We start from the raw sequence: 18,438 nt of genomic DNA, 5'->3' as shown, positions 1-18,438 counted from the left end.
ACTCACCCAGGGTGACACCGGACGCGTGAAGCTTCACAGACAGACTCATGTCTGTCCTGGCGCGAGGGTGTGTCTGAGCGAAAGGAAATGCCTGGCACGGCCAGGGCTCTCCCCTGGCGTGCGCTTGAGCAGTGGTGGCGGGGAGCTCAGGCCGTGGGCTCTGATTGCTCCGTCGTCGTGCTGGCTTCTTCCGAGGCAGAGGCGCGGGCCTGCCGGCGCGGGAAGAACCGCCTCCAGGACAGAGCGAAGCCGGTCCACACGAGGAGGACGCTCCCCAGCGAGGCGATGGCCGCGACGAGCTGGCCCATCCACCCGAGCGCCTCGCCCGTGTGCAGGAAGCGCATCCACGTGCGGAGCCGCCGGCCCAGGTTGTTGTCCGCGAACGTCTCGCGGCGCAGCACCTGGCCAGTGAAGGGATCCAACGAGACCTGCGTCGACGCGAAGAGTGGCCAGGCGCCCGTCTCCCGGATGGAGAAGGCGAGTGCCTGCGGGCCCTGGCCCTGCGGACCCCGACCCTGGGGCGCATTGCCGCGCGGTCCGCCGCCCATGCGCACCGAGATGTTCTCCCAGGCGGGCGCCTGCTTGCGGGCCTCGGTGAAGAGCGCGTCGAGGCCGAGCGGTTTGGCACCTTCGAGCGGTGGGGGGACCTTGACCGGGGCGGCCGAGGGAGGACCCTGGGTGGCGGGGGGCGTGTTGCCCGTGATCGTGAAGACGAGGTCCGAGGCCCACTTGTAGGAGATGACCATGCCCGTCGCCGTCAGGACGATGAGCACGGGCAGGGACCAGAAGCCGATCACGTTGTGCCAGTTGAAGTCACGCGCCTTGCCGCGCAGTCCGCCCCTGAACCAGAGGGTGGGCCGCACAGTCTTCATCGTCCACTTGCGAGGCCACCACAGGTACAGGCCGGTGATGGCGAGGAAGAGGAACGCCGCATTGCAGACGCCGGTGATGGCACGGCCCATCGCGCGGTTGTCACCCTGGGCACCGAGCCACCGGTGCCACTCCTCCATGACATGGAAGAACTTGCGCCAGCCCTGGGCGCCCTGGTCTCGCACCTCGCCCGTGTAGGGATTCACATAGACGCCGCTGGAGCGGCCGGTGCTCACCAGCACGGCGGCGGTTGGCTCGGGATACACCGTCACGCCCGAGGGTTGCGCCTCGGGCCGAGCGGCGCGCACGCGGGCCAGCAGCTCGTCGATGGGCAGACGGGCCGCGTCCGGCGCGGGCACCTGCACCTGCCGGGAGTCACGGTCCGCCCAGTCGAGGAGCTGGTGCTCGAAGGCGATCGCCACCCCCGTGATGGACATGATCGCGATGACGACCCCCGCGATGATGCCGGAGATCAGGTGCGGCCAGAAGATGAGCTTACGGAGGGTGATGCGCATGGGGTACCGCTTCACTTCAGAGAGAACTGGACGGGAATCTCGACGATGACGCGCACGGGCCGCCCCTGCTTGCCAATCGCCGGGGAGAAGCGCCACTGACTGACGGCGGAGATGGCCGCGGCGTCGAGTGCGGGTACGGAGCGGATGACCTGGGTGTGCTCCGGCTCGATGCGACCATCGGTCCCGATGATGACGCGCACCATGACGAGCCCCTCGATGCCATCGGCCTTCGCTCGCCGGGGGTAGGTGGGTTTGAGCTGCTGGAGCACCTGTGGGGGACGCGCCACCTGCGTCAGGTCGAGCGCCGAGCCTCCCGTGGCGCCCACCATCCCGCCCTCCCTGCCGCCGATCACTCCGCCCACGATTCCCGCGACGACGCCTCCCACACCCTCGGTGCCACCGGCCACGCCCGGGGCCTCGTCGGCGACCGGTGCTTCGTCGACCGTCTCCGGCTCCGTCTCGGGATTCGCGACCTCGACGGGCGGGGCCTCCACGGGGGTGGGAACGGGCATCGGAAGCGTTGGGACAACGGCCGGGCGCGCGGGGCGGGGCCGAGCCTGACGCTGCACCCGCTCGGGCTGGGGCTGCGCCGCACGGGGCGTCGCGGAGCCCGCTGCTGGAGGAGGTGGAGGCGGGAAGCTGAAGAACACCAGCTCCGGCTCCTCGGGCGGCGCGGGGGGCTGCAAGGCGGTACCAGGCACCGCGAGCCACACGAGCGCCACTCCCACGTGGACGAGCGCGGCGATCAGCAGGGCCGCTCCCCAGCGCTCGCTCTCTCCACGCGGGGACTCGCCCATGCGGAAGAGGCTTACCGCAGGACTGCGATCTTCCGCCGCAACCGTCTCCCTTCCGTCCATCCCGACATGGAAATTGAGAATCATTCTCATCTGAAGATGCTTCTGCTCCTAGCCCACATTGAACAGGTCGTCAATCCAAGGAGAGGGTCAGAAGCGACCCACTCTTAAGAAAATGAGAAGTGGAGGACTGGAGGCAGGCCCGCGCAGTCGGGGAAGTGGCGGGTGGAGGACGCGGGGCGGGCGGGAGCGGTGGCTCAGGGCTCGGCCCATTGCCGGAGGAGGTTGTGGTAGACGCCCGTCAGCATGACGAGAGAGGGGCTTTTGGGCACCTCCTTGTTGAGCTGCATGATGGCCATGTCGAGGTCGAAGAGCAGGGCGCGCTGAGACACGTCGCGGATCATGCTCTGCACCCAGAAAAAGGACGCGAGCCGGACGCCACGGGTGACGGGCGTGACATGGTGGAGGCTGGAGGCCGGGTAGACGATGAGATCTCCAGCGGGCAGCTTCACGGAGTGGCTGCCATAGGTGTCCTCCACGACGAGCTCGCCGCCGTCATAGCTCTCGGGGTCGGAGAGGAAGAGGGTGGCGGAGACATCGGTGCGCAAGCGGAGGGACGTGCCGGTGATGGGGCGGATGGCGTTGTCCACGTGCGAGCCGAAGTTCATGCTCGTGTCGTAGCGGTTGAAGAGCGGGGGGAAGACCCGCTGCGGCAGCACGGCCGAGATGAACAGGGGGCTGCGCTCGAGTGCCTCGAGCACGAGGTTGCCGAGCTCACGCGCCTGGGGGCTGTTCTCCGGGAGCTGCAGGTTCTTCTTCACCTGGGCGGATTGGTGACCGGCGGTGCTGCGGCCGTCCTCCCAGGAGGCCTGGGCGAAGACGTCGCGGCAGCGGGCCACCTGCTCGGGGGAGAGGACGTGGGGAATGTGAACCATCATGGTGAGGGGACTCCACCCTGCCTCCGGATGGGCGTCAAAGGCATACTTCCGCGACGCGCCCTCCTGGCACTCTCGTTCCGGTGAACCCACGCGGAGTGTCCATGTTCTTCCTGCGCATGCCTGTCTGTTGCATAGGAGTGCTGGCATTGGGCCCCTGGGTTGCCGGCCTCCCTCGCTTCCTCATAATGGCGAGAGTCGGACACCCGAGGGGGGGACCCTTGATGCCCACCATCTTGCGCCGCTTCTTTTCGGACCGCTCCTCGAGGTTTCCGCTCGGGTTGCTGTCTCTTGTGTTCGCGTTGTTTCCGACGGGGGTCCTCGCCGACGCGGATGTCTTCGGCCTGGGCAATGGTCAGCATGGCTCCTTGCAGGTGAAGGCGCCGGGCGTCGTCCTCAACGCGTCCACGGCGCTCGCCAGCGAGGCGCTCGCGGGCGCCACCGAGCTGCGAGTCGAGAATTCAGTCCCCTTCGACGAGGGCGAGCTGGTGATGGTGTTGCAGATGGGGGGTGAGGCGCTGCTCCCCGTCTACCGCGAGACGCCACTCGAGCTGGGGGACTCGGGCGTGGGCCGGTGGGAGCTGGCGCGTCTGTCGAAGGTGTCACCCGGTGTGCTGCGTCTCACCGCGCCGCTTGTGAATCGCTTCGCCCTCGCGTCCCAGGTGGTGCGCGTGCCCGAGTACACGGAGGTGCACATTCAGAGTTCCGGCTCGTTGGTGGCCCAACCCTGGAACGGGCGCAGCGGCGGCGTGCTGGCGTTGTTGGTGACGGGCCTTGTCAATAACCAGGGCTCGCTGGACGTGGATGGCGCGGGCTTCCGGGGCGGCGAGGCCGAGGTGGGCGTGGCCCTGGACTCCTATGAATGCGCGGCGCCGGACGGAGTTGCCGGGGCGGGAGGCTCGAGCGCGGGCGGCGCGAGCAAGGGCGAGGGTTTCGCCGGTGTCCTCTCCGGTGCGCCGACCCATGGGTATGGGCTGCTCGCCAACGGAGGCGGGGGCGGCAATTGCCATGACGCGGGTGGAGGTGGAGGCGGGCATATTGGCAAGGGCGGGCGAGGTGGGCGCTCCGCGCAGGAGACGATGGAGCGCGAGGTGGGCGGCCTCGGTGGTGCGGCGCTGCGTTATGCGAGCCCACTGGAGCGTCTGTTGTTCGGTGGCGGTGGGGGCGCGGGGATTGAAGGCTCGTCGGGAGGCAGGGGCGGCGGCATCCTCTTCGTGCGTGCCCGTGAAATCCAAAGTCCCCGTCCTCGCGGCATCCTCACCGCGAACGGGCTGGCCGCGAGCTCGGCGGTGGGGCTGCATGGAGGTGGAGGTGGTGGGGGCGCGGGCGGCACGGTCCACGTGCGTGTCGCGGAGACGTTCGATTGCACGGTGCTCTCGGCCAAGGGGGGCGCGGGCGCGGACAGCGACACCTCTCCGGGTGGAGGCGGCGGAGGCGGGCTGCTGCTCGTCCAAGCCTCGGAGGGCGTGCCGCCAGACTGCGCGGCCTCCGTGAGCGCGGGGCTCTCGGGCTACACGTCCGTCGGGGGTCGCGGCGCTGAGCCCGTTGTCGCGGGCCAGCCCGAGTTTGACGGGAACCTGTCCGTCATCGTCCCAGGCTTTGCCGTGCCTCCTGTGCCCACCTGGGTGTCTCCTGGTGCTGGCGCTGCCGGTGTGGAGCCGCTGCCTCGCTTCGAGGGCAAGACGGCGCCCGGTGCCACCGTGCAGGTGTTCCTCGATGGCGAGCCGCTCGGAGCCCCCGTGGTGGCGGATGACTCCGGTGGCTTCGTCGCCGTGCCCTCCGCCGAGCTCGCGGAGGGTCCGCACGAGGTGCGCGCCTGGGCCGAGCAGCTGGGCGTGAGGAGCGCCACCTCGGAGCCGCTCGGCTTCAGTGTGGGCGGCCTGTTCGATCTGCGGGTGGGGTGCGGGTGTGGCGCGGCGTCGGCGGGCGGAGCGTGGGGGCTTGGGCTCGCGGTGCTCGCGTGGGTGTGGCTCAGGGGTGCTGCGCGGCGGGGAGGATGACCGTGAGCGTTGTGCCCATGCCCTCCCGGCTCTCCGCGCGCAGCGAGCCCCCCAGGCTCGTCACGATGGCGTGACTCACTGACAGCCCCAGGCCCATGCTCGCGGGTCGCGTGGTGAAGAAGGGCTCGAAGAGGCGCGCCAGCACCTCCGGCGGCATGCCCACGCCTGTGTCCTGCACCTCCACCACCGCCTCGCCCGCCGGTCCCGTGTAGGTCGCCACTCGCAGCACGTTGCGTGTCGCGTCCAGCTCGCTCATCGCCTGCACCGCGTTGAGCAGCAGGTTCACGAACACCTGGCCCAGCCGGGCCTCATCTCCCTCCACCAACGGCACGGGCCGGAAGTCCTTCTCGAGCCGTGCCCGGTGGCGCAGCTCACCCCGTACCAGGCTCAGCGCGTTCTCCAGCAGCGGCACCACCTCCACGGGCTCGCGGTGCTCCGGCGGCGTGCGGGACAGCATCCGCAAATCCTGGACGATCGTCTTCAGCCGGTCCGCTCCGTCCGTCGACTCGGTCAGCGCCTCCAGCACATCGTCCAGGTCCCCGGCCAGCTCGTGGCCCTGCTCGCGCAGCGCCTGCTTCATCCGCCCCAACTCCTCGCGCGCGAAGCCGAGGTTCGCCAGCATGTAGGCCAGCGGGTTGCCCATCTCGTGACCCACCGCCGCGGCCAGCGAGCCCAGCGCCGCCATCCGGTCCGCCTTGAAGAGCTGCGCCTCCATCTGCTTGCGCGCCGTCACGTTCTTGGCGAACACGCGCAGGCCCTCGGGGTCCACGAGGGGCGACACCGTCAGCTCCCAATACCGGCCTCCCAGCTGCACCAGGGGCGGGGTCTCGCCCGAGCTCACCCCACGCCGGGCCCACGCGAGCGCTGCCTCCACCAGCGGGTGGGCCACGCCCCGCACCACCAGGTCCGGGATGGCGGTGTGCGCCGCCGGGTTGGCGTAGTGCAGCTCTCCGTTCGAGCCCAGCTCCAGCATGGGCTCCGGGTGCAGCAGCGGGAAGGAGGCCATTCGGTACAGCTCGTCCTCCAGCGCACGCAGCTCGGTGACGTCGCGCACCAGTAGCGCCGTGGTGGTGTCCCCTGGGCCTCGGGTGGGCAGGCGCACCGTGGCCTCGGCCGTGTACCAGCGCGTCTCGCCCTCCACCTCCAGGCGGTACTCCACCCGTCCGCCGACCCCGCTGATCTGCGCGGCGCGGGCGAGCGCCACCAGTGCGTCTCCCGCCTCAGGTCCCAGCACCGCCTCCAGCGACTGTCCCTCGGCGTGGCGCAAGTCTCGCCCGAAGGCCGAGCCCGTGGGCGTCCACAGCCGCAAGCACCGCTCCTGGGCGTCCAGCTCCACCGCCAGGTACTCCGCTCGCTGGACCTTCCGGGGAGGCGGCCGCCGGGGCGACGTCGGGGAGGAGAGGACGAAGCCCTCGCTGTCGAAGAGGCCCAGCAGTGGCTCCAACCCCGCGCCGTCGCCCGCGAGCGTGGTGAGGATGGACACCAGCGTGGCCGCGTCCGCTTCGGGCATGCGCGAGGTGAGGATGAGCCCGTCCGAGAGCGTGGGCTCGGTGAACTCAAAGGGGATGAGCCGACGCTCGTCCGCGCCCACGTGCTCGGCGAGGTAGGCGCGGACGGTGTTCTCCTCCGGGTGGCTCGAGTAGATGGAGGCCACGTCCGCCTCGCCGGAGAGCAGCGCGAGCAGCGCCTTGCGGTAGGTGCCGTGGTAGCGCTCCTCGGCGAAGATCTCCGCTGGGGGCAGCCCCCGCTGGGAGAGGTGGCGCGCCGGCAGCAGGTAGCCCCCGGTCGAGCGCGGGGCCACCCAGGCCGCGCGCGTACCCTTCAACGTCTTCAGGGTGAGCGGGTGGTCCGCCCGGCACACCAGGGCTGCGTGGTAATACCAGCGCCCGGCCCGTACCGCGCGCAGCACCGCCCGGGACTGGGGCTCGAAGGTGGTGCACTGCTCGGCCGTGGCCCAGGCCAGGTCGACCTGGCCCTCCTCGAGTTCACGCTCCAGCGCTTCGTACGAGGGCGCCAGCTCCACCACGACCGGGCGGCCTAGCCGCTGGGTGAGTGCTCGGCTGAAGAGTTCGGCGCGCACATGCTCCTTCACCTCTCCGAGCGACGGGGAGAGAAGGAAGCGGATGGGTGCGGCCGGTGTCGTCACAAGCGTGCCTCCGCGGGCGCGACCGAGGTTTCCGGTGCGCCGTCGTCCCGAAGCATGCCGGACGTTCACGGAGCGCGCATCTTTCACACCTGACGGAGATGTACACGCACCCCTCTCGTGGGCTTCCTCTTCACGGCTTCATCGAAGCCAGGGGAGCCCCGAGGGGAGCGGCCTGGAGGGCGGGCTCAGGCGTAGACCTGGTCGCTCTCGACGGAGGCCTCCAGCCGGTGGTTGAGCTGTTCGAGCCGGCTATAGCGGGCCTGCAACATCTCGCGGTAGGCGCGGTGGTCGGAGTGGGCGATCTCGTCGAGCAATTCGCGCAGGGACGAGTCGAGGACTTCCTTGAGCTCGCGGGCCTCCACGGCGGTCATTTCCAGGAGCATGGCGACCTCTCCTTTCCTGGAGACATTAGGCACCGCGCACCCCTCTGTCCCCGTGCGTGCAGGTGACGCACGTGAGCCGGGGTGCAGAGCCACCCCCCGAGCCCAGGCTCGCCCCTCCTGCCAGCCCTCGGCGGTTGCCGTGGCGCCGGATGTTCCCCACTCAGAGAGGAGTGACCCGGGGCGGGAGGGCCTGGGGGCTCGCGAGGAGGACGCCATGGTGGAGCAGGATGCAGTCCGCGAGGGCATGGTGGTGCGGGACATGGACGGGCGGAAGTTGGGCCGCGTGCGCGCGGTGGGCGAAACCCACTTCGAGCTGGAGCCACACCTGCTGTCACGCGACGAGTACCTGGTGGAGCTCGCGGACGTGCGTTACGAGCGCGATGGCGAGCTGTACCTCGAGCGCACGCCGCACCTGTTGAAGCTGGAGGACGACGACGGGGGCGCGCTGCCGCCGCGGCATCACAACGGCATGGACTCAGAGCCGGTGAACGTGGAAGTGCTGGACGCGGATCAACCCGGGGCATGACGGTGCCATGACAGGCCCATGACGGGGTGCGGCACGAGCCGCGCACAACCTGACAGGTCTGTCATACAGAGGACGATAACCCCCGGGAATCACGGAGGAATTCGAATCCGGGGATGTCAGACCCGGCGTGTAGACCCGTCCCTCTCGCAACGGAGTGGGAAGGGTCATGAAAAGGGTTTCGACGTCCTGCGCCATGCTGGCGCTCTTCACGCTGGTGTTCTCGTGCAGCTCGGCGCCACCGCCGGAGGAGCTGGCGGAGGAGCTGGTTGCGCAGGGGCTGTCCACGCCGCGCAAGCTGCTGCCGCTGGTGGTGCTGGCGGACGGGCGGGTGCTGGCCGCGGGAGGACATGATGGCAACCGCACGCTCTCGAGCTGCGAGGTGTACGACGCGGCGACGGGCGGGTGGCGCAGCACGGGGGCGATGCGCACGGCGCGGCGCAACCACGCGGCGGTGCGGATGACGGACGGGCGTGTGCTGGTGGTGGGCGGCACGTACTCGGCGTCCTTTGGAGCCCTCGCGAGCGCGGAGGTGTACGACCCGGGCACGGGCCGGTGGACGCTGGTGGCGGAGATGGCCGAGGCGCGCAACGAGCCGGCGGCGGTGGCGCTGCCGGACGGGCGCGTGCTGGTGGTGGGGGGCTTTGACGTGGACCGGCACCCGGTGCGCTCGGCGGAGCTGTACGACCCCGCGACGGGCCGGTGGACGCGCACGGGAGCGCCGACGTCCGCGCGAAGCGGGGCGCGCACGGGCGTGGTGTTGAGCAACGGCAAGGTGCTCTTCGTGAGCGGGCTGCAGTCGGAGCTGTACGACGTGGCGAGCGGCCAGTGGGCGAAGGCGGGCCCGGTGGGAGGCGCGGCGGGGACGCACCGCTCGGGGCACACGGTGACGGTGCTTCCGGATGGGCGGGTGCTGGTGGTGGGAGGCACGACGTCGCGCGCGGCGGCCACGGCGGAGCTGTACGACCCGGCGAGTGGCGAGTGGAAGCTGGCGGCGACTCCGAGCACGCCGCGCGAGGCGCATGGAGCGCTGGTGACGGGGGATGGGCGGGTGTTGGTGGCGGGAGGCTTCCATGTGTCGTCGGGGGCGCTCGCGTCGGTGGAGAGCTACGACCCGGCGGCGGACACGTGGAGCGCGGAGCCTGCGCTGCGGGCGGCGCGGCGGGGAGCGGGGATGGTGTTGTTGGAGGAGGGCGCGGTGCTGGTGGTGGGCGGCTCCAATGACTTGCAGGGGACGCTGGCCACGAGCGAGCGGTACGACCCGGGCGTGTGCATGCCGCTGACGTGCGAGGCGGCGGGCCAGACGTGCGGCACGGTGCCGGACGGCTGCGGTGGGACGCTGGAGTGCGGCCCGTGCGCGGTGGCGCCCGCGTGTGGCGCGGAGGGCTGTGGCGTGGAGCGTGCGGAGTACGACGCGGAGCTGCGGGTGCCGCGGTGTGACGAGGGGATGATGGGGTGTGACTCGGGCGCGCTGCTGGTGGGACGGGGGCGGATGGGCCCGGAGCCGCACAGGCCCAACACGTTGGGGGGCTCGTGTGAGGACGGGGAGGGGGGCTCGCGCGAGCGGGACGAGGCGCTCGATGGGCTGCGGGTGAGCACGGTGGACGGGGGCAGCCTGGCGCCGGGGAAGACGGTGCGGGTGGAGGCCACGGTGTGGGCGTACGCGGACCCGGAGGCGAACCGGTTGGACCTGTACTACGCGACGGACGCGCGCAACCCGGCGTGGACGTACCTGGCGACGCTCACCCCGAGCGGGCCGAGGGTGCAGGTGCTGACGGCCACGTACGTGCTGCCAACGGGCTCGCTGCAGGCAGTGCGAGGCGTGTTCCGCTACGCGGGCAGCGCCGAGCCGTGCCCTGGCGGCGTGTTCGATGACGTGGACGACCTCGTCTTCACCACGCGATGAGGCGCGCGAGCGGAGGGTTCAGGCCGAGCCCTCCTTCGTATTCGGCAACGGCTCGGGCGCATGCGGATCCCACACGTACTCCTCGATGGGGGTCATCCGCAGGTTGGTGAAGCCATGCCGGGCGACGAAGCGCTCGAAGCGCTCTGAGACGGTCAGGACTCCGTGCAGTCCGCGGGGTCGGAAGATGTCCTCTCCCTGCCAGGTGCCGGGCTCCAGAGAGAATCCGTAGATGGATTTGAACTGCATAGAGCGGCACTCCGCACAGGCGGGGGGCTGCGCGCCTCGGATGTGGCTGCGCGCGAGGTCCACTGCCGCGCGGCCGAAGCAGGCAGTGACAGCGAAGTAGTGGGGAACGTTGGAAGGCTTGGGACCTCGCCCCTTCCTTCGTACCCGGAGGAGTTCGACGGAGTGGAAGCCTTCGAGCCCCGTGAGGCCCTCGTCACGAAAGGCCTGGGCGAAACGCTCGGATATGAGCAGGTCGTCTCCAAGTGCTTCGATGAAGTCGCCGAACTCCTTGCCGTGCAGCTCTAGGTTTGCGCGGTAGGGAGGGAGCCATTGCATCATCCCAATGGGGGCGCCGCATCGCGGGCAGTCGACCCCCTCTCTGCGATTGACGGGCTCGGCCTTGTCGACCTCGGCATCGTAATGAGACCAGAGGACGCCTTCTTCCAAGACGAAGAACCGGGGAAACATGGGGTGTTCAGAACCCATTCGGGAATCTCGCTCGCATCAAGGGCCGATTGTAGATCTCCCGAAGGAAGTCCTCGAACTGCTTGGGGGTCGCATCGCGGAAGCTCCTGAGCCATGCGACGACCTCGGCATCCACCTTCCGGTGCCACTCCTGATAGCCACAGTGGGATTTCTTGTCCGCGGCCCGGCTGATGAAGCGTGGGTCCCGGGCCTTGTAGTGACCCTTGAGCTTTCGGTGTTCCTCCAATGCCTTGGCGATGCGCTTGGAGATGATGTGATGCAACTGCCCCTTGCACTGAATGGGCTCGGAGCAGTCGGTGGATGACAGGGCTTCGGCCTGTATCTCCTCCTCTGCTTTCTGGCCGGCCTCCTCGATTATCTTCGCCTGCGCCGCGACCTGCTCCAAACGGGCGAGGATCTCCGCCGCTTGCTCCGGCTCGCTCAGCCGCAGCGTCTCGCACGCGGTCCGCATGCCTTGCTTGCAGTTGCACACCACCGAGAGGTCATTCGGCGCGCACGGAATCTGCGTGAGCAGCAGCAAGACGAGCGTGAGCATGGGGGCTCTCCTCCCGTGAAATGGCCTGGGGCTGGGAGGCTAACACCCGGAGCGAAACCCGAGGCCCCGGCGCGGGGTGAATGCGCAGAAGTGCACGAGGCACGTCCGCTCGTGCGAAGCTGCGCGGCCATGAAGAATACCTGGAGCCGCCGTCTACTCGTCCCCCTGTTCCTCTTCACGTCCGCCTGTGCCACCACGTCCCCGGCTACTTCCGCGCCAGGGGCCTCCGTGCCCGAGCGGCCCTTTGGCACGTTGCGCGATCAGGCCACGCGACAGCAGGCCTGGCTGCGCGAGCGCATGGAGAAGGCGCTGCCCACGCTGATGCGCCAGTACGGCATCGAGATGTGGGTGATTTCGATGCGCGAGTACAACGAGGACCCCGTCTTCCCCGCGCTGGTGGCGCCCACGACGTTCGCGGCACGGCGGCGCACCATCTATGTCTTCCACGACCGGGGCCCGGAGCTGGGCGTGGAGCGGCTCGCGTTGGGCGGCGGGACGCAGGGTGGGGTGTACGAGGCGCGGCGCGCGCAGCTGCAGGTGGACGGGGGCGGGGTGACGCGGCAGGCCGAGCTGTGGGGCCCGGATCAGTGGAAGGTGCTGAAGGCAGTGCTCGAGGAGCGCAAGCCGAAGGTCATCGGCATCAACGTGTCGCGCACGTTCGCCTTCGCGGACGGGCTGACGCATGGCGAGTACGAGGGCATGGCGGAGGCGCTGGGGACCGAGTGGACCTCCCGGATGAAGCCGGCCGAGGGGCTCGCGGTGGACCTCATCGCGTGGCGCGGCGAGGACGAGGCGCGCTTCTACGAGGACCTGACGAAGCTCGCGTGGAACATCATCGAGACGGGGTTCTCCAACCAGGTGATTACGCCTGGCAAGACGCGCACGAGCGACGTGGTGTGGTGGATGCGGCAGCGGGTGAACGACCTGGGCCTGGGGACGTGGTTCCAGCCGTCGGTGGAGGTGCAGCGGCAGGGGAAGACGGAGGAGGAGCTGGGACAGGACCCCGTCATCGAGAGGGGCGACGTGCTGCACTGCGACTTCGGGGTGACGGCGCTGCGGTTGAACACGGACACGCAGCACATGGGCTACGTGCTGCGCGAGGGCGAGACGGACGCTCCGGCGGGGCTGAAGGCGGCGCTGGCGCGCTCGAATCGGCTGCAGGACATCGTGTTCGAGGAGCTGCGTCCGGGGCGTACGGGCAATGAGATCCTCAAGGCCTCGCGGGAGCGCATGAAGTCCGAGGGCATCGAGGGGACGGTGTACTCGCACCCCATCGGGCTGAACGGGCACGGAGCGGGGCCGATGATCGGCCTGTGGGACCGGCAGGAGGGGGTGCCGGGCAACGGTGACCACAAGGTGATTCCCAACCAGTGGTTCTCCATCGAGTTGCAGGCGACGAGCCCGGTGCCGGAGTGGGGCGGGCAGAAGGTGCGCTCGGCACAGGAGGAGGACGTCACCCTCGATGCCACAGGGAAGGTGCGCTGGGCCTTGAAGCGGCAGACCGCCTTCCACCTGGTGCGGTAGGCGCTTCCGGGCATGCGCCTGCCCTCTGGTCTCATCGGCGAGCGGGCAGGCGGCTTCACCCTTCAGTCACGGTCCCTCCGTACGGTGGTCGATTGCTTGGAGTCTCCCCACCTTTGCCGCCATGGAAGGCAATCGGCGAAGACATCATGTGGTCATCGTGGGTGGGGGCTTCGGTGGACTCGAGGCGGCGCGCGGGCTGAAGCGTGCCCCCGTGGATGTGACGGTGATCGACCGCTACAACCACCACCTGTTCCAGCCGCTGCTCTATCAGGTGGCGACCGCGGTCCTCAGCCCAGGCGACATCTCCGCGCCCATCCGTCAGGTGCTGCGCGGCAGGAACACCACCGTGCTGCTCGCGGAGGCCCAGTCCGTCGACATGGAGCGCAAGGTGCTTGTCACCGACGGTGGCGACATCCCCTATGACTCGCTGGTGCTCGCCACCGGGGCCACGCACTCGTACTTCGGTCATCCGGAGTGGGCTCGGTTCGCCCCCGGACTCAAGACGATCGACGACGCGCGGGATATCCGCGAGCGTGTGCTGCTGGCCTTCGAGGCCGCTGAGCGCGAGCCGGACCCCATGCGCCAGCGCGAGTGGCTCACCTTTGTCATCATCGGCGCGGGCCCCACCGGCGTGGAGTTGGCGGGTGCGCTCGCGTACATGACGCGGCACTCGCTGCCCCGAGACTTCCGCCGCATCGACACGTCCCAGGCTCGCGTCCTCCTGCTGGAGGGGCTCCCCCGGGTCCTCAACACCTATCCCGAGGAGCTCTCGCAGAAGGCGCGTAGGGATCTCGAGAAGCTCGGGGTGGAGGTGCGCACGGGCGCCATGGTCACGGGCATGGATGAGGAGGGCGTCAACGTGGGCGACACCCGCATCCAGGCCCGGACGTTGCTCTGGGGCGCGGGCGTGGCCGCCTCGCCGCTGGCTCGCACGCTCGGCGTGCCGCTCGACAGGGCGGGCCGGGTGAAGGTGGAGTCCACCCTGAACGTGCCAGGGCATGAGGACGTCTTCGTGATTGGCGACCTTGCCTCGATGCTGCAGGACGGCAAGCCGGTGCCGGGTATCGCGCCGGCGGCCATGCAGATGGGCAAGCACGTGGCGAAGAACATCCGCCGCAAGCTCGAGGGCCAACCGCTGGAGCCGTTCCGCTACCACGACAAGGGCTCCTTCGCGGTGATTGGCCGCGGCTCGGCGATTGGCGTGCTCTACGACAAGGTCCGCCTGAGCGGCAGGCCCGCCTGGTTGATGTGGCTGGGCATCCACATCACCTTCCTCATCGGCTTCCGCAACAAGCTGGCCGTGATGTTCGACTGGGCCTACACGTACCTCACCAAGCGGCGGGACGTGCGCCTCATCACCGGGCTGCACGCGAACCGGCTCCCGCGCATTCGTGCCACCAGCCTGCCCGGCATCTCCGAGGAGCGCGCCGAGGAGGCCGATCTCGAACGGGTGCGCCGCGAGCCCGAGCCCGAGCCCACCCACATCCACTGAGTGCCGCGTCCCTCTCCCTGCGAGAGGGACGTGCACGGAGCCAAAAAGGCGTTATAAGTCGCCCGCCCCCAGCGGTCGCGATGATCAGCCTCCACGCCGTCCACCACCACTTCGGTGAGCGCCACGTCCTCAAGGGACTCGAGCTCACCCTCTCCGAGCGCCGCATCGCCGTGGTGGGCGGCAATGGTTCTGGGAAGAGCACCTTCGCGCGGCTCCTCAATGGCCTGCTCGTGCCTGAGCAGGGGCAGGTGCTCGTGGAGGGGCTCGACACCCGGAAGGACGCCCGCGCCATTCGCCGCAAGGTGGGCTTCGTCTTCCAGAACCCCGACAACCAGATCGTCCTCCCCACGGTGGAGGAGGACATCGCCTTCGGGCTCAAGAACCTCCGGCTCCCACCGGCCGACATCTCCGTGCGCGTCGACACCATCCTGCGCCGCTATGGCCTGGAGAACTTCCGCCACCACCCCGCGCACCTGCTCAGCGGGGGGCAGAAGCAGCTCCTCGCGCTCTCCTCGGTGCTCGTCATGGAGCCGCGCTACGTCGTCTTCGACGAGCCCACCACGCTCCTCGACTTGCGCAACAAGCGTCGCCTCGCCCAGGCCATTCACGACATGCCCCAGACGGCCATCGTCGTCTCGCATGATCTGGAGCTGCTGCGCGACTTTGACCGCGTGCTCGTCTTTGACGAGGGCCGCGTTGTCGTCGATGACGTCCCCTCCGTCGCGCTCGACGCCTACGTCCGGATGATGGCGTGAGCCTCGGCCTCTACCTCCACCGCGACTCGCCCGTCCATGCCGTGCCCGCGGGCGCGAAGATGCTCGGCTTGCTTCTGGCGGGTACCGGGCTGCTGCTCTTCTCTTCTCTGCCCGTCGTCTCCGCCGCGCTGGGGCTCACGCTCGGCCTCTACGCGCTCGCGCGCCTGCGTCCGCGCGAGGTGGCTCCTGTCTTCCGGCTCTCCGCCTTCGTGCTCGTCCCGCTCTTCCTTGTGCACGGACTGTTGTCCGGCTGGGTGCCCGCGCTGGTGGTGGTGCTGCGGCTGGCCGTCCTGCTGCTGCTCGCCACGCTCGTCTCGCTCACCACGCGGGCCTCGGACATGCTCGAGGCCCTGGAGCGCGCCCTGCGTCCCCTGGCCCGCTTCGGGGTGAACCCCACGCGGTTGGGCCTGCTGCTCTCCCTCACCTTGCGCTTCATTCCCCTCCTGGCCACGTGGCTGCGTGAAATCCAGGAGGCCCAGCGCGTGCGTGGGCTCGACCGAGACCCGTTCGCCGTGCTCCTTCCCCTGCTCGTCAAGACACTCCGTACCGCCGACACGCTCGCCGACGCCATCGACGCGCGCTGCTTCGACCCCGAGGAGCCCTCGTGAAGACTCGCGACCTCGTCCACGTCGCCCTGTTCGCCGCCATCATCGCCGTGCTCGGGCTGCTGCCGCCCCTCACGCTGCCCTTCTTCCCCGTGCCCATCAGCGCGCAGACGCTGGGCGTGATGCTCGCCGGCTCCTCGCTCGGAGCGCGCAAGGCGGGCCTGTCCATGTTGCTCTTCCACGTGCTCGTGGCCGCGGGGCTGCCGCTGCTCGCCGGAGGCCGGGGCGGGCTCGCCGTCTACGCCGGGCCCACCGGTGGCTTCTTCGTGGGCTTCGTGCCCGGGGCCTTCCTCGTCGGTTGGCTCACCGAGCGCGCCTGGACGCGGCTCTCGGTGCCGCTCGCCTTCGCCATCAACCTGCTCGGAGGCGCCTGCGTCCTCTATGCGCTGGGGATTCCGTGGCTCGCCGTGGCCGCGAAGCTGCCGCTCGCGAAGGCCGCGCTGGGGACGCTCGTCTTCATCCCCGGGGACTGCGTGAAGGCCGCCATCGCCGCCTCCACCGCCGTCACCCTCAAGCGCGCCTGGCCGCTCATCCAGGCGCCCCGTTCCGCCGCGCCTACTTCGCCGCCCCCGTCATCGACTCGAGCAGCTTGAGCAGGGCCCGCTTCTCCTCATCGGTGAGCTCCAGCGGCTTGATGGTCTCCGACACCACGCCCGCGTAGCTGCCCGATGCCTCACCGCCCTTGTCGTACAGCTCGATGACGTCCTCGAGCGTCTTCACCTCTCCGGTGTGCATGTACGGAGCCGTGAGCGTCACGTTGCGCAGCGTGGGCGTCTTGTAGGCGCCCTCCATCTCCGACGCCTTCTCCCGCAGATCGCTGCTCAGCCGCTGCAACCGGGTCGACTCGACACCCGTGGGCGCGTCGCTGTAGGGCCCCGCCGAGTTGAAGGGCCACGCGAGCATCTCGGTGCCCGCCGTTGCCACGCCGCGTTGGCTGCCGCTCTGGTCCTTCACCCCGACGTTGTGGAACTGGTCGTCGCTGAGCATGGGGCCCTTGTGGCACGCGGCGCACTGGCCCTTGCGCACGAACGTCTTCAGCCCGAGGTAGGCGGGATCCTTCTCGGCCGTGCCGGCCTCTACCGCCGCGAGGAAGCGGACGACGTCCTGGTCGAAGGGGGCGTCGTTGCGGTTGAGCGTGCGCTCGTACGCGGCGATGGCCTTGCCGAAGTTGGCCAGCAGCAGGTTGTCGTCCGTCTCCTCGGCGGGCAGCTTGCCGAAGAGGGCGCGGTAGTCCTCCGCGTAGAGCTCGGAGAGGCGGGCGCGCAGGATGTCGGGGCTGGAGGCCATCTCCACAGGGCTCAGGAGGGGCAGCAGCGCCTGGTTCCACAGCCGGTCCGCGCGCCCGTCCCACATGAACCAGGTGCTGTAGCCCGAGTTCAGCACCGTGGGCGGGTTGCGTCCGGTGAGCTGGCCGTCGCAGCCGGTCGCCGTGGGCGTGTCCACGGTCCGGCCCTCGCCGTCATGGCAGCTCTGGCACGAGACGGTGCCGCACCGGGACAGGCCCGGGTCCTTGAAGAGCCGCTCGCCGAGCGCCGCCGCCGCGGGGTTGTCGCCGTACTTGTTCGTGGGGTCCTTCGGCGGCGCGTGCGTGGGGGTGTGCAGGCTCTGGAGCAGCTCGAGCTCGTCGATGTTGGGGAACGGTTCCTCGGGCTCCCTACAGGACAGGCTCAGGGAGCCCGCGAGGGCGCCCGCCAGCATCCAGGTGCGCAGGGGGTGACGGCTCATCGACGTGTCTTCCTTCTTGGTACCAGTGCTTCGGGGACCCTGGACGGGCCCATTCAGGCAAGCACTGTAACCCTGGAATATTAAGTCGGGCCAGCACCGGAGGTGGGGGTGAGCCCCGCTCAAGGTGCGAGGACGGTGAGGTGGTTCTCCACCTGGTCCACGCCGAAGACGTACCAGACGTCGTTCTCCGCCATGCGGCGCTGAGCCTCGCCGTGGACCACGCCGCGCAGGGTGACTGTGCGGCCATGGGTGTCCACGGCGATCTCCCCGGCGTCGATGAACGGGTCCTTGTCGAGCACGACGTGCACGGCCTCGGAGAGCTCCGCGTCGTTGTCGGACTCGGGAGGCTCCACGCCGAGCCCGTTCACCACGTCGCGCGCACCGGGCACCCACCAGGCGAGCACCCCCGCCAGGCGCTTGGCGGCGAGGCTGTTGATGTCCCCATCCAGCGTCACCACGCCGTCTTCCACGCGCACGTCGATGCAGCCGCGCACGCCGGGGGCGGTCGGCCGCAGCACGCGTACCTCACCGCCGTCGCGCACGCGTACGCCACAGTCGCGCAGGGTGGGCTCGTCCAGGAGCGCGTCCACCACGTGCTGGCACACCTCTGTGTCGCTCATGGGTTTGGCGGGAACCACGTGCAGCCGGTCCACGATGCCGGACACGCCCCGAGTGGACGCGGCTACCTCCAGCAGGAGCTTCTTCGAGGCCACGTCCTGGACTTCGCCGTCCAGGATGAGCACGTCGCCCTTCTCAAGCGACAGGTGCACTGGGTGTGGCGTGAGGTGGATGTTTGGATGGTGCTCCATCGCGTCGCGGATGGAGTCGAGGATGGGATGGGCTGTGGTCATCTCCGTCTCCCGGACAGGGCTCCAGGAGAAGGTAGTTACGGCACGAGATATCCTCCGTTCCTGCTCGGCTTGCGAGGGAGGTGTTACTTGTCCGCTCGTCTCATGGGTCCGTGCCTGGTGGGCGCACACGCCTCGCCGGCCCGCGAACGGCTGCGGCGGTGGTGAGGA

17 protein-coding genes are annotated in these 18,438 nt (G+C 69.6%); 8 read left to right on the top strand and 9 right to left on the bottom strand.

Features of this window, described 5'->3' with window-relative positions:
- Nucleotides 1-146: 146 nt before the first annotated feature.
- The 3 genes from F0U60_RS51165 to F0U60_RS51155 form a co-directional block, all read right to left on the bottom strand.
- Complete coding sequence (locus tag F0U60_RS51165; protein WP_395811830.1) at nucleotides 147-1,385, bottom strand: PepSY-associated TM helix domain-containing protein; 1,239 nt, start codon at nucleotides 1,383-1,385, stop codon at nucleotides 147-149.
- Between the two features lie 11 nt (nucleotides 1,386-1,396).
- A complete protein-coding gene (locus F0U60_RS51160) occupies nucleotides 1,397-2,272 on the bottom strand; it encodes a TonB family protein (protein WP_395811829.1) in 876 nt (291 codons plus the stop codon).
- Nucleotides 2,273-2,436: 164 nt separating this feature from the next.
- Complete coding sequence (locus F0U60_RS51155) at nucleotides 2,437-3,117, bottom strand: Fe2+-dependent dioxygenase (RefSeq protein ID WP_395811828.1); 681 nt, start codon at nucleotides 3,115-3,117, stop codon at nucleotides 2,437-2,439.
- A gap of 221 nt (nucleotides 3,118-3,338) precedes the next feature.
- Here F0U60_RS51155 and agmC point away from each other — a divergent pair, with 221 nt between their 5' ends.
- The gene (agmC, locus tag F0U60_RS51150) at nucleotides 3,339-5,114 is read left to right on the top strand and encodes an adventurous gliding motility protein AgmC (protein ID WP_395811827.1); all 1,776 of its coding nucleotides are present in this window, start codon (nucleotides 3,339-3,341) and stop codon (nucleotides 5,112-5,114) included.
- On the opposite strand, the gene F0U60_RS51145 is transcribed toward agmC, so the two are convergent.
- Both F0U60_RS51145 and F0U60_RS51140 read right to left on the bottom strand, forming a co-directional pair.
- Nucleotides 5,086-7,260 carry a PhnD/SsuA/transferrin family substrate-binding protein gene (locus F0U60_RS51145; protein WP_395811826.1) on the bottom strand — a complete coding sequence of 725 codons (2,175 nt, stop codon included), beginning with the start codon at nucleotides 7,258-7,260 and terminating at the stop codon, nucleotides 5,086-5,088. The genes agmC and F0U60_RS51145 overlap by 29 nt on opposite strands.
- A gap of 185 nt (nucleotides 7,261-7,445) precedes the next feature.
- The gene (locus tag F0U60_RS51140) at nucleotides 7,446-7,643 is read right to left on the bottom strand and encodes a hypothetical protein (RefSeq protein ID WP_257451711.1); all 198 of its coding nucleotides are present in this window, start codon (nucleotides 7,641-7,643) and stop codon (nucleotides 7,446-7,448) included.
- 214 nt (nucleotides 7,644-7,857) lie between these two features.
- Here F0U60_RS51140 and F0U60_RS51135 point away from each other — a divergent pair, with 214 nt between their 5' ends.
- Nucleotides 7,858-8,169, top strand: a complete 312-nt coding sequence (locus F0U60_RS51135) for a DUF2171 domain-containing protein (protein ID WP_395811825.1) — start codon at nucleotides 7,858-7,860, stop codon at nucleotides 8,167-8,169.
- Between the two features lie 166 nt (nucleotides 8,170-8,335).
- Nucleotides 8,336-10,072, top strand: coding sequence for a Kelch repeat-containing protein (locus F0U60_RS51130; RefSeq protein WP_395811824.1), 1,737 nt, complete (start codon nucleotides 8,336-8,338; stop codon nucleotides 10,070-10,072).
- Between the two features lie 18 nt (nucleotides 10,073-10,090).
- Here F0U60_RS51130 and F0U60_RS51125 read toward each other — a convergent pair whose 3' ends face one another.
- Nucleotides 10,091-10,765: a hypothetical protein gene (locus tag F0U60_RS51125; RefSeq protein WP_395811823.1), complete on the bottom strand. Its 675-nt coding sequence runs from the start codon at nucleotides 10,763-10,765 to the stop codon at nucleotides 10,091-10,093.
- 7 nt (nucleotides 10,766-10,772) lie between these two features.
- Nucleotides 10,773-11,318, bottom strand: coding sequence for a Wall-associated protein precursor (locus F0U60_RS51120; protein ID WP_395811822.1), 546 nt, complete (start codon nucleotides 11,316-11,318; stop codon nucleotides 10,773-10,775).
- Between the two features lie 129 nt (nucleotides 11,319-11,447).
- Here F0U60_RS51120 and F0U60_RS51115 point away from each other — a divergent pair, with 129 nt between their 5' ends.
- From F0U60_RS51115 to F0U60_RS51095, 5 genes are all read left to right on the top strand, one after another.
- A complete protein-coding gene (locus tag F0U60_RS51115) occupies nucleotides 11,448-12,842 on the top strand; it encodes a M24 family metallopeptidase (RefSeq protein ID WP_395811821.1) in 1,395 nt (464 codons plus the stop codon).
- Between the two features lie 121 nt (nucleotides 12,843-12,963).
- Entirely contained in the window at nucleotides 12,964-14,334 is a 1,371-nt protein-coding gene (locus F0U60_RS51110; RefSeq protein ID WP_395811820.1) for an NAD(P)/FAD-dependent oxidoreductase, read from the top strand.
- 80 nt (nucleotides 14,335-14,414) lie between these two features.
- Nucleotides 14,415-15,089, top strand: coding sequence for an energy-coupling factor ABC transporter ATP-binding protein (locus F0U60_RS51105; RefSeq protein ID WP_395811819.1), 675 nt, complete (start codon nucleotides 14,415-14,417; stop codon nucleotides 15,087-15,089).
- Nucleotides 15,086-15,697: an energy-coupling factor transporter transmembrane component T family protein gene (locus F0U60_RS51100; protein WP_395811818.1), complete on the top strand. Its 612-nt coding sequence runs from the start codon at nucleotides 15,086-15,088 to the stop codon at nucleotides 15,695-15,697. Before F0U60_RS51105 ends, F0U60_RS51100 begins: the two co-directional genes overlap by 4 nt.
- Nucleotides 15,694-16,287 carry a biotin transporter BioY gene (locus tag F0U60_RS51095; RefSeq protein ID WP_395811817.1) on the top strand — a complete coding sequence of 198 codons (594 nt, stop codon included), beginning with the start codon at nucleotides 15,694-15,696 and terminating at the stop codon, nucleotides 16,285-16,287. The genes F0U60_RS51100 and F0U60_RS51095 overlap by 4 nt, the downstream gene beginning before the upstream one ends.
- Here F0U60_RS51095 and F0U60_RS51090 read toward each other — a convergent pair.
- A complete protein-coding gene (locus F0U60_RS51090; protein ID WP_395811816.1) occupies nucleotides 16,250-17,419 on the bottom strand; it encodes a cytochrome-c peroxidase in 1,170 nt (389 codons plus the stop codon). The two genes, F0U60_RS51095 and F0U60_RS51090, sit on opposite strands and share 38 nt — an antisense overlap.
- 119 nt (nucleotides 17,420-17,538) lie before the next feature.
- Complete coding sequence (locus F0U60_RS51085; protein ID WP_395811815.1) at nucleotides 17,539-18,270, bottom strand: BON domain-containing protein; 732 nt, start codon at nucleotides 18,268-18,270, stop codon at nucleotides 17,539-17,541.
- Nucleotides 18,271-18,438: the final 168 nt, after the last annotated feature.

The organism is Archangium minus (assembly GCF_044360475.1).
In the GTDB taxonomy this organism is placed as follows: Bacteria; Myxococcota; Myxococcia; order Myxococcales; family Myxococcaceae; genus Archangium; species Archangium minus.
Note: the sequence above shows the minus strand (reverse complement) of the source record. Positions and strands in the feature narration are given on the sequence as shown.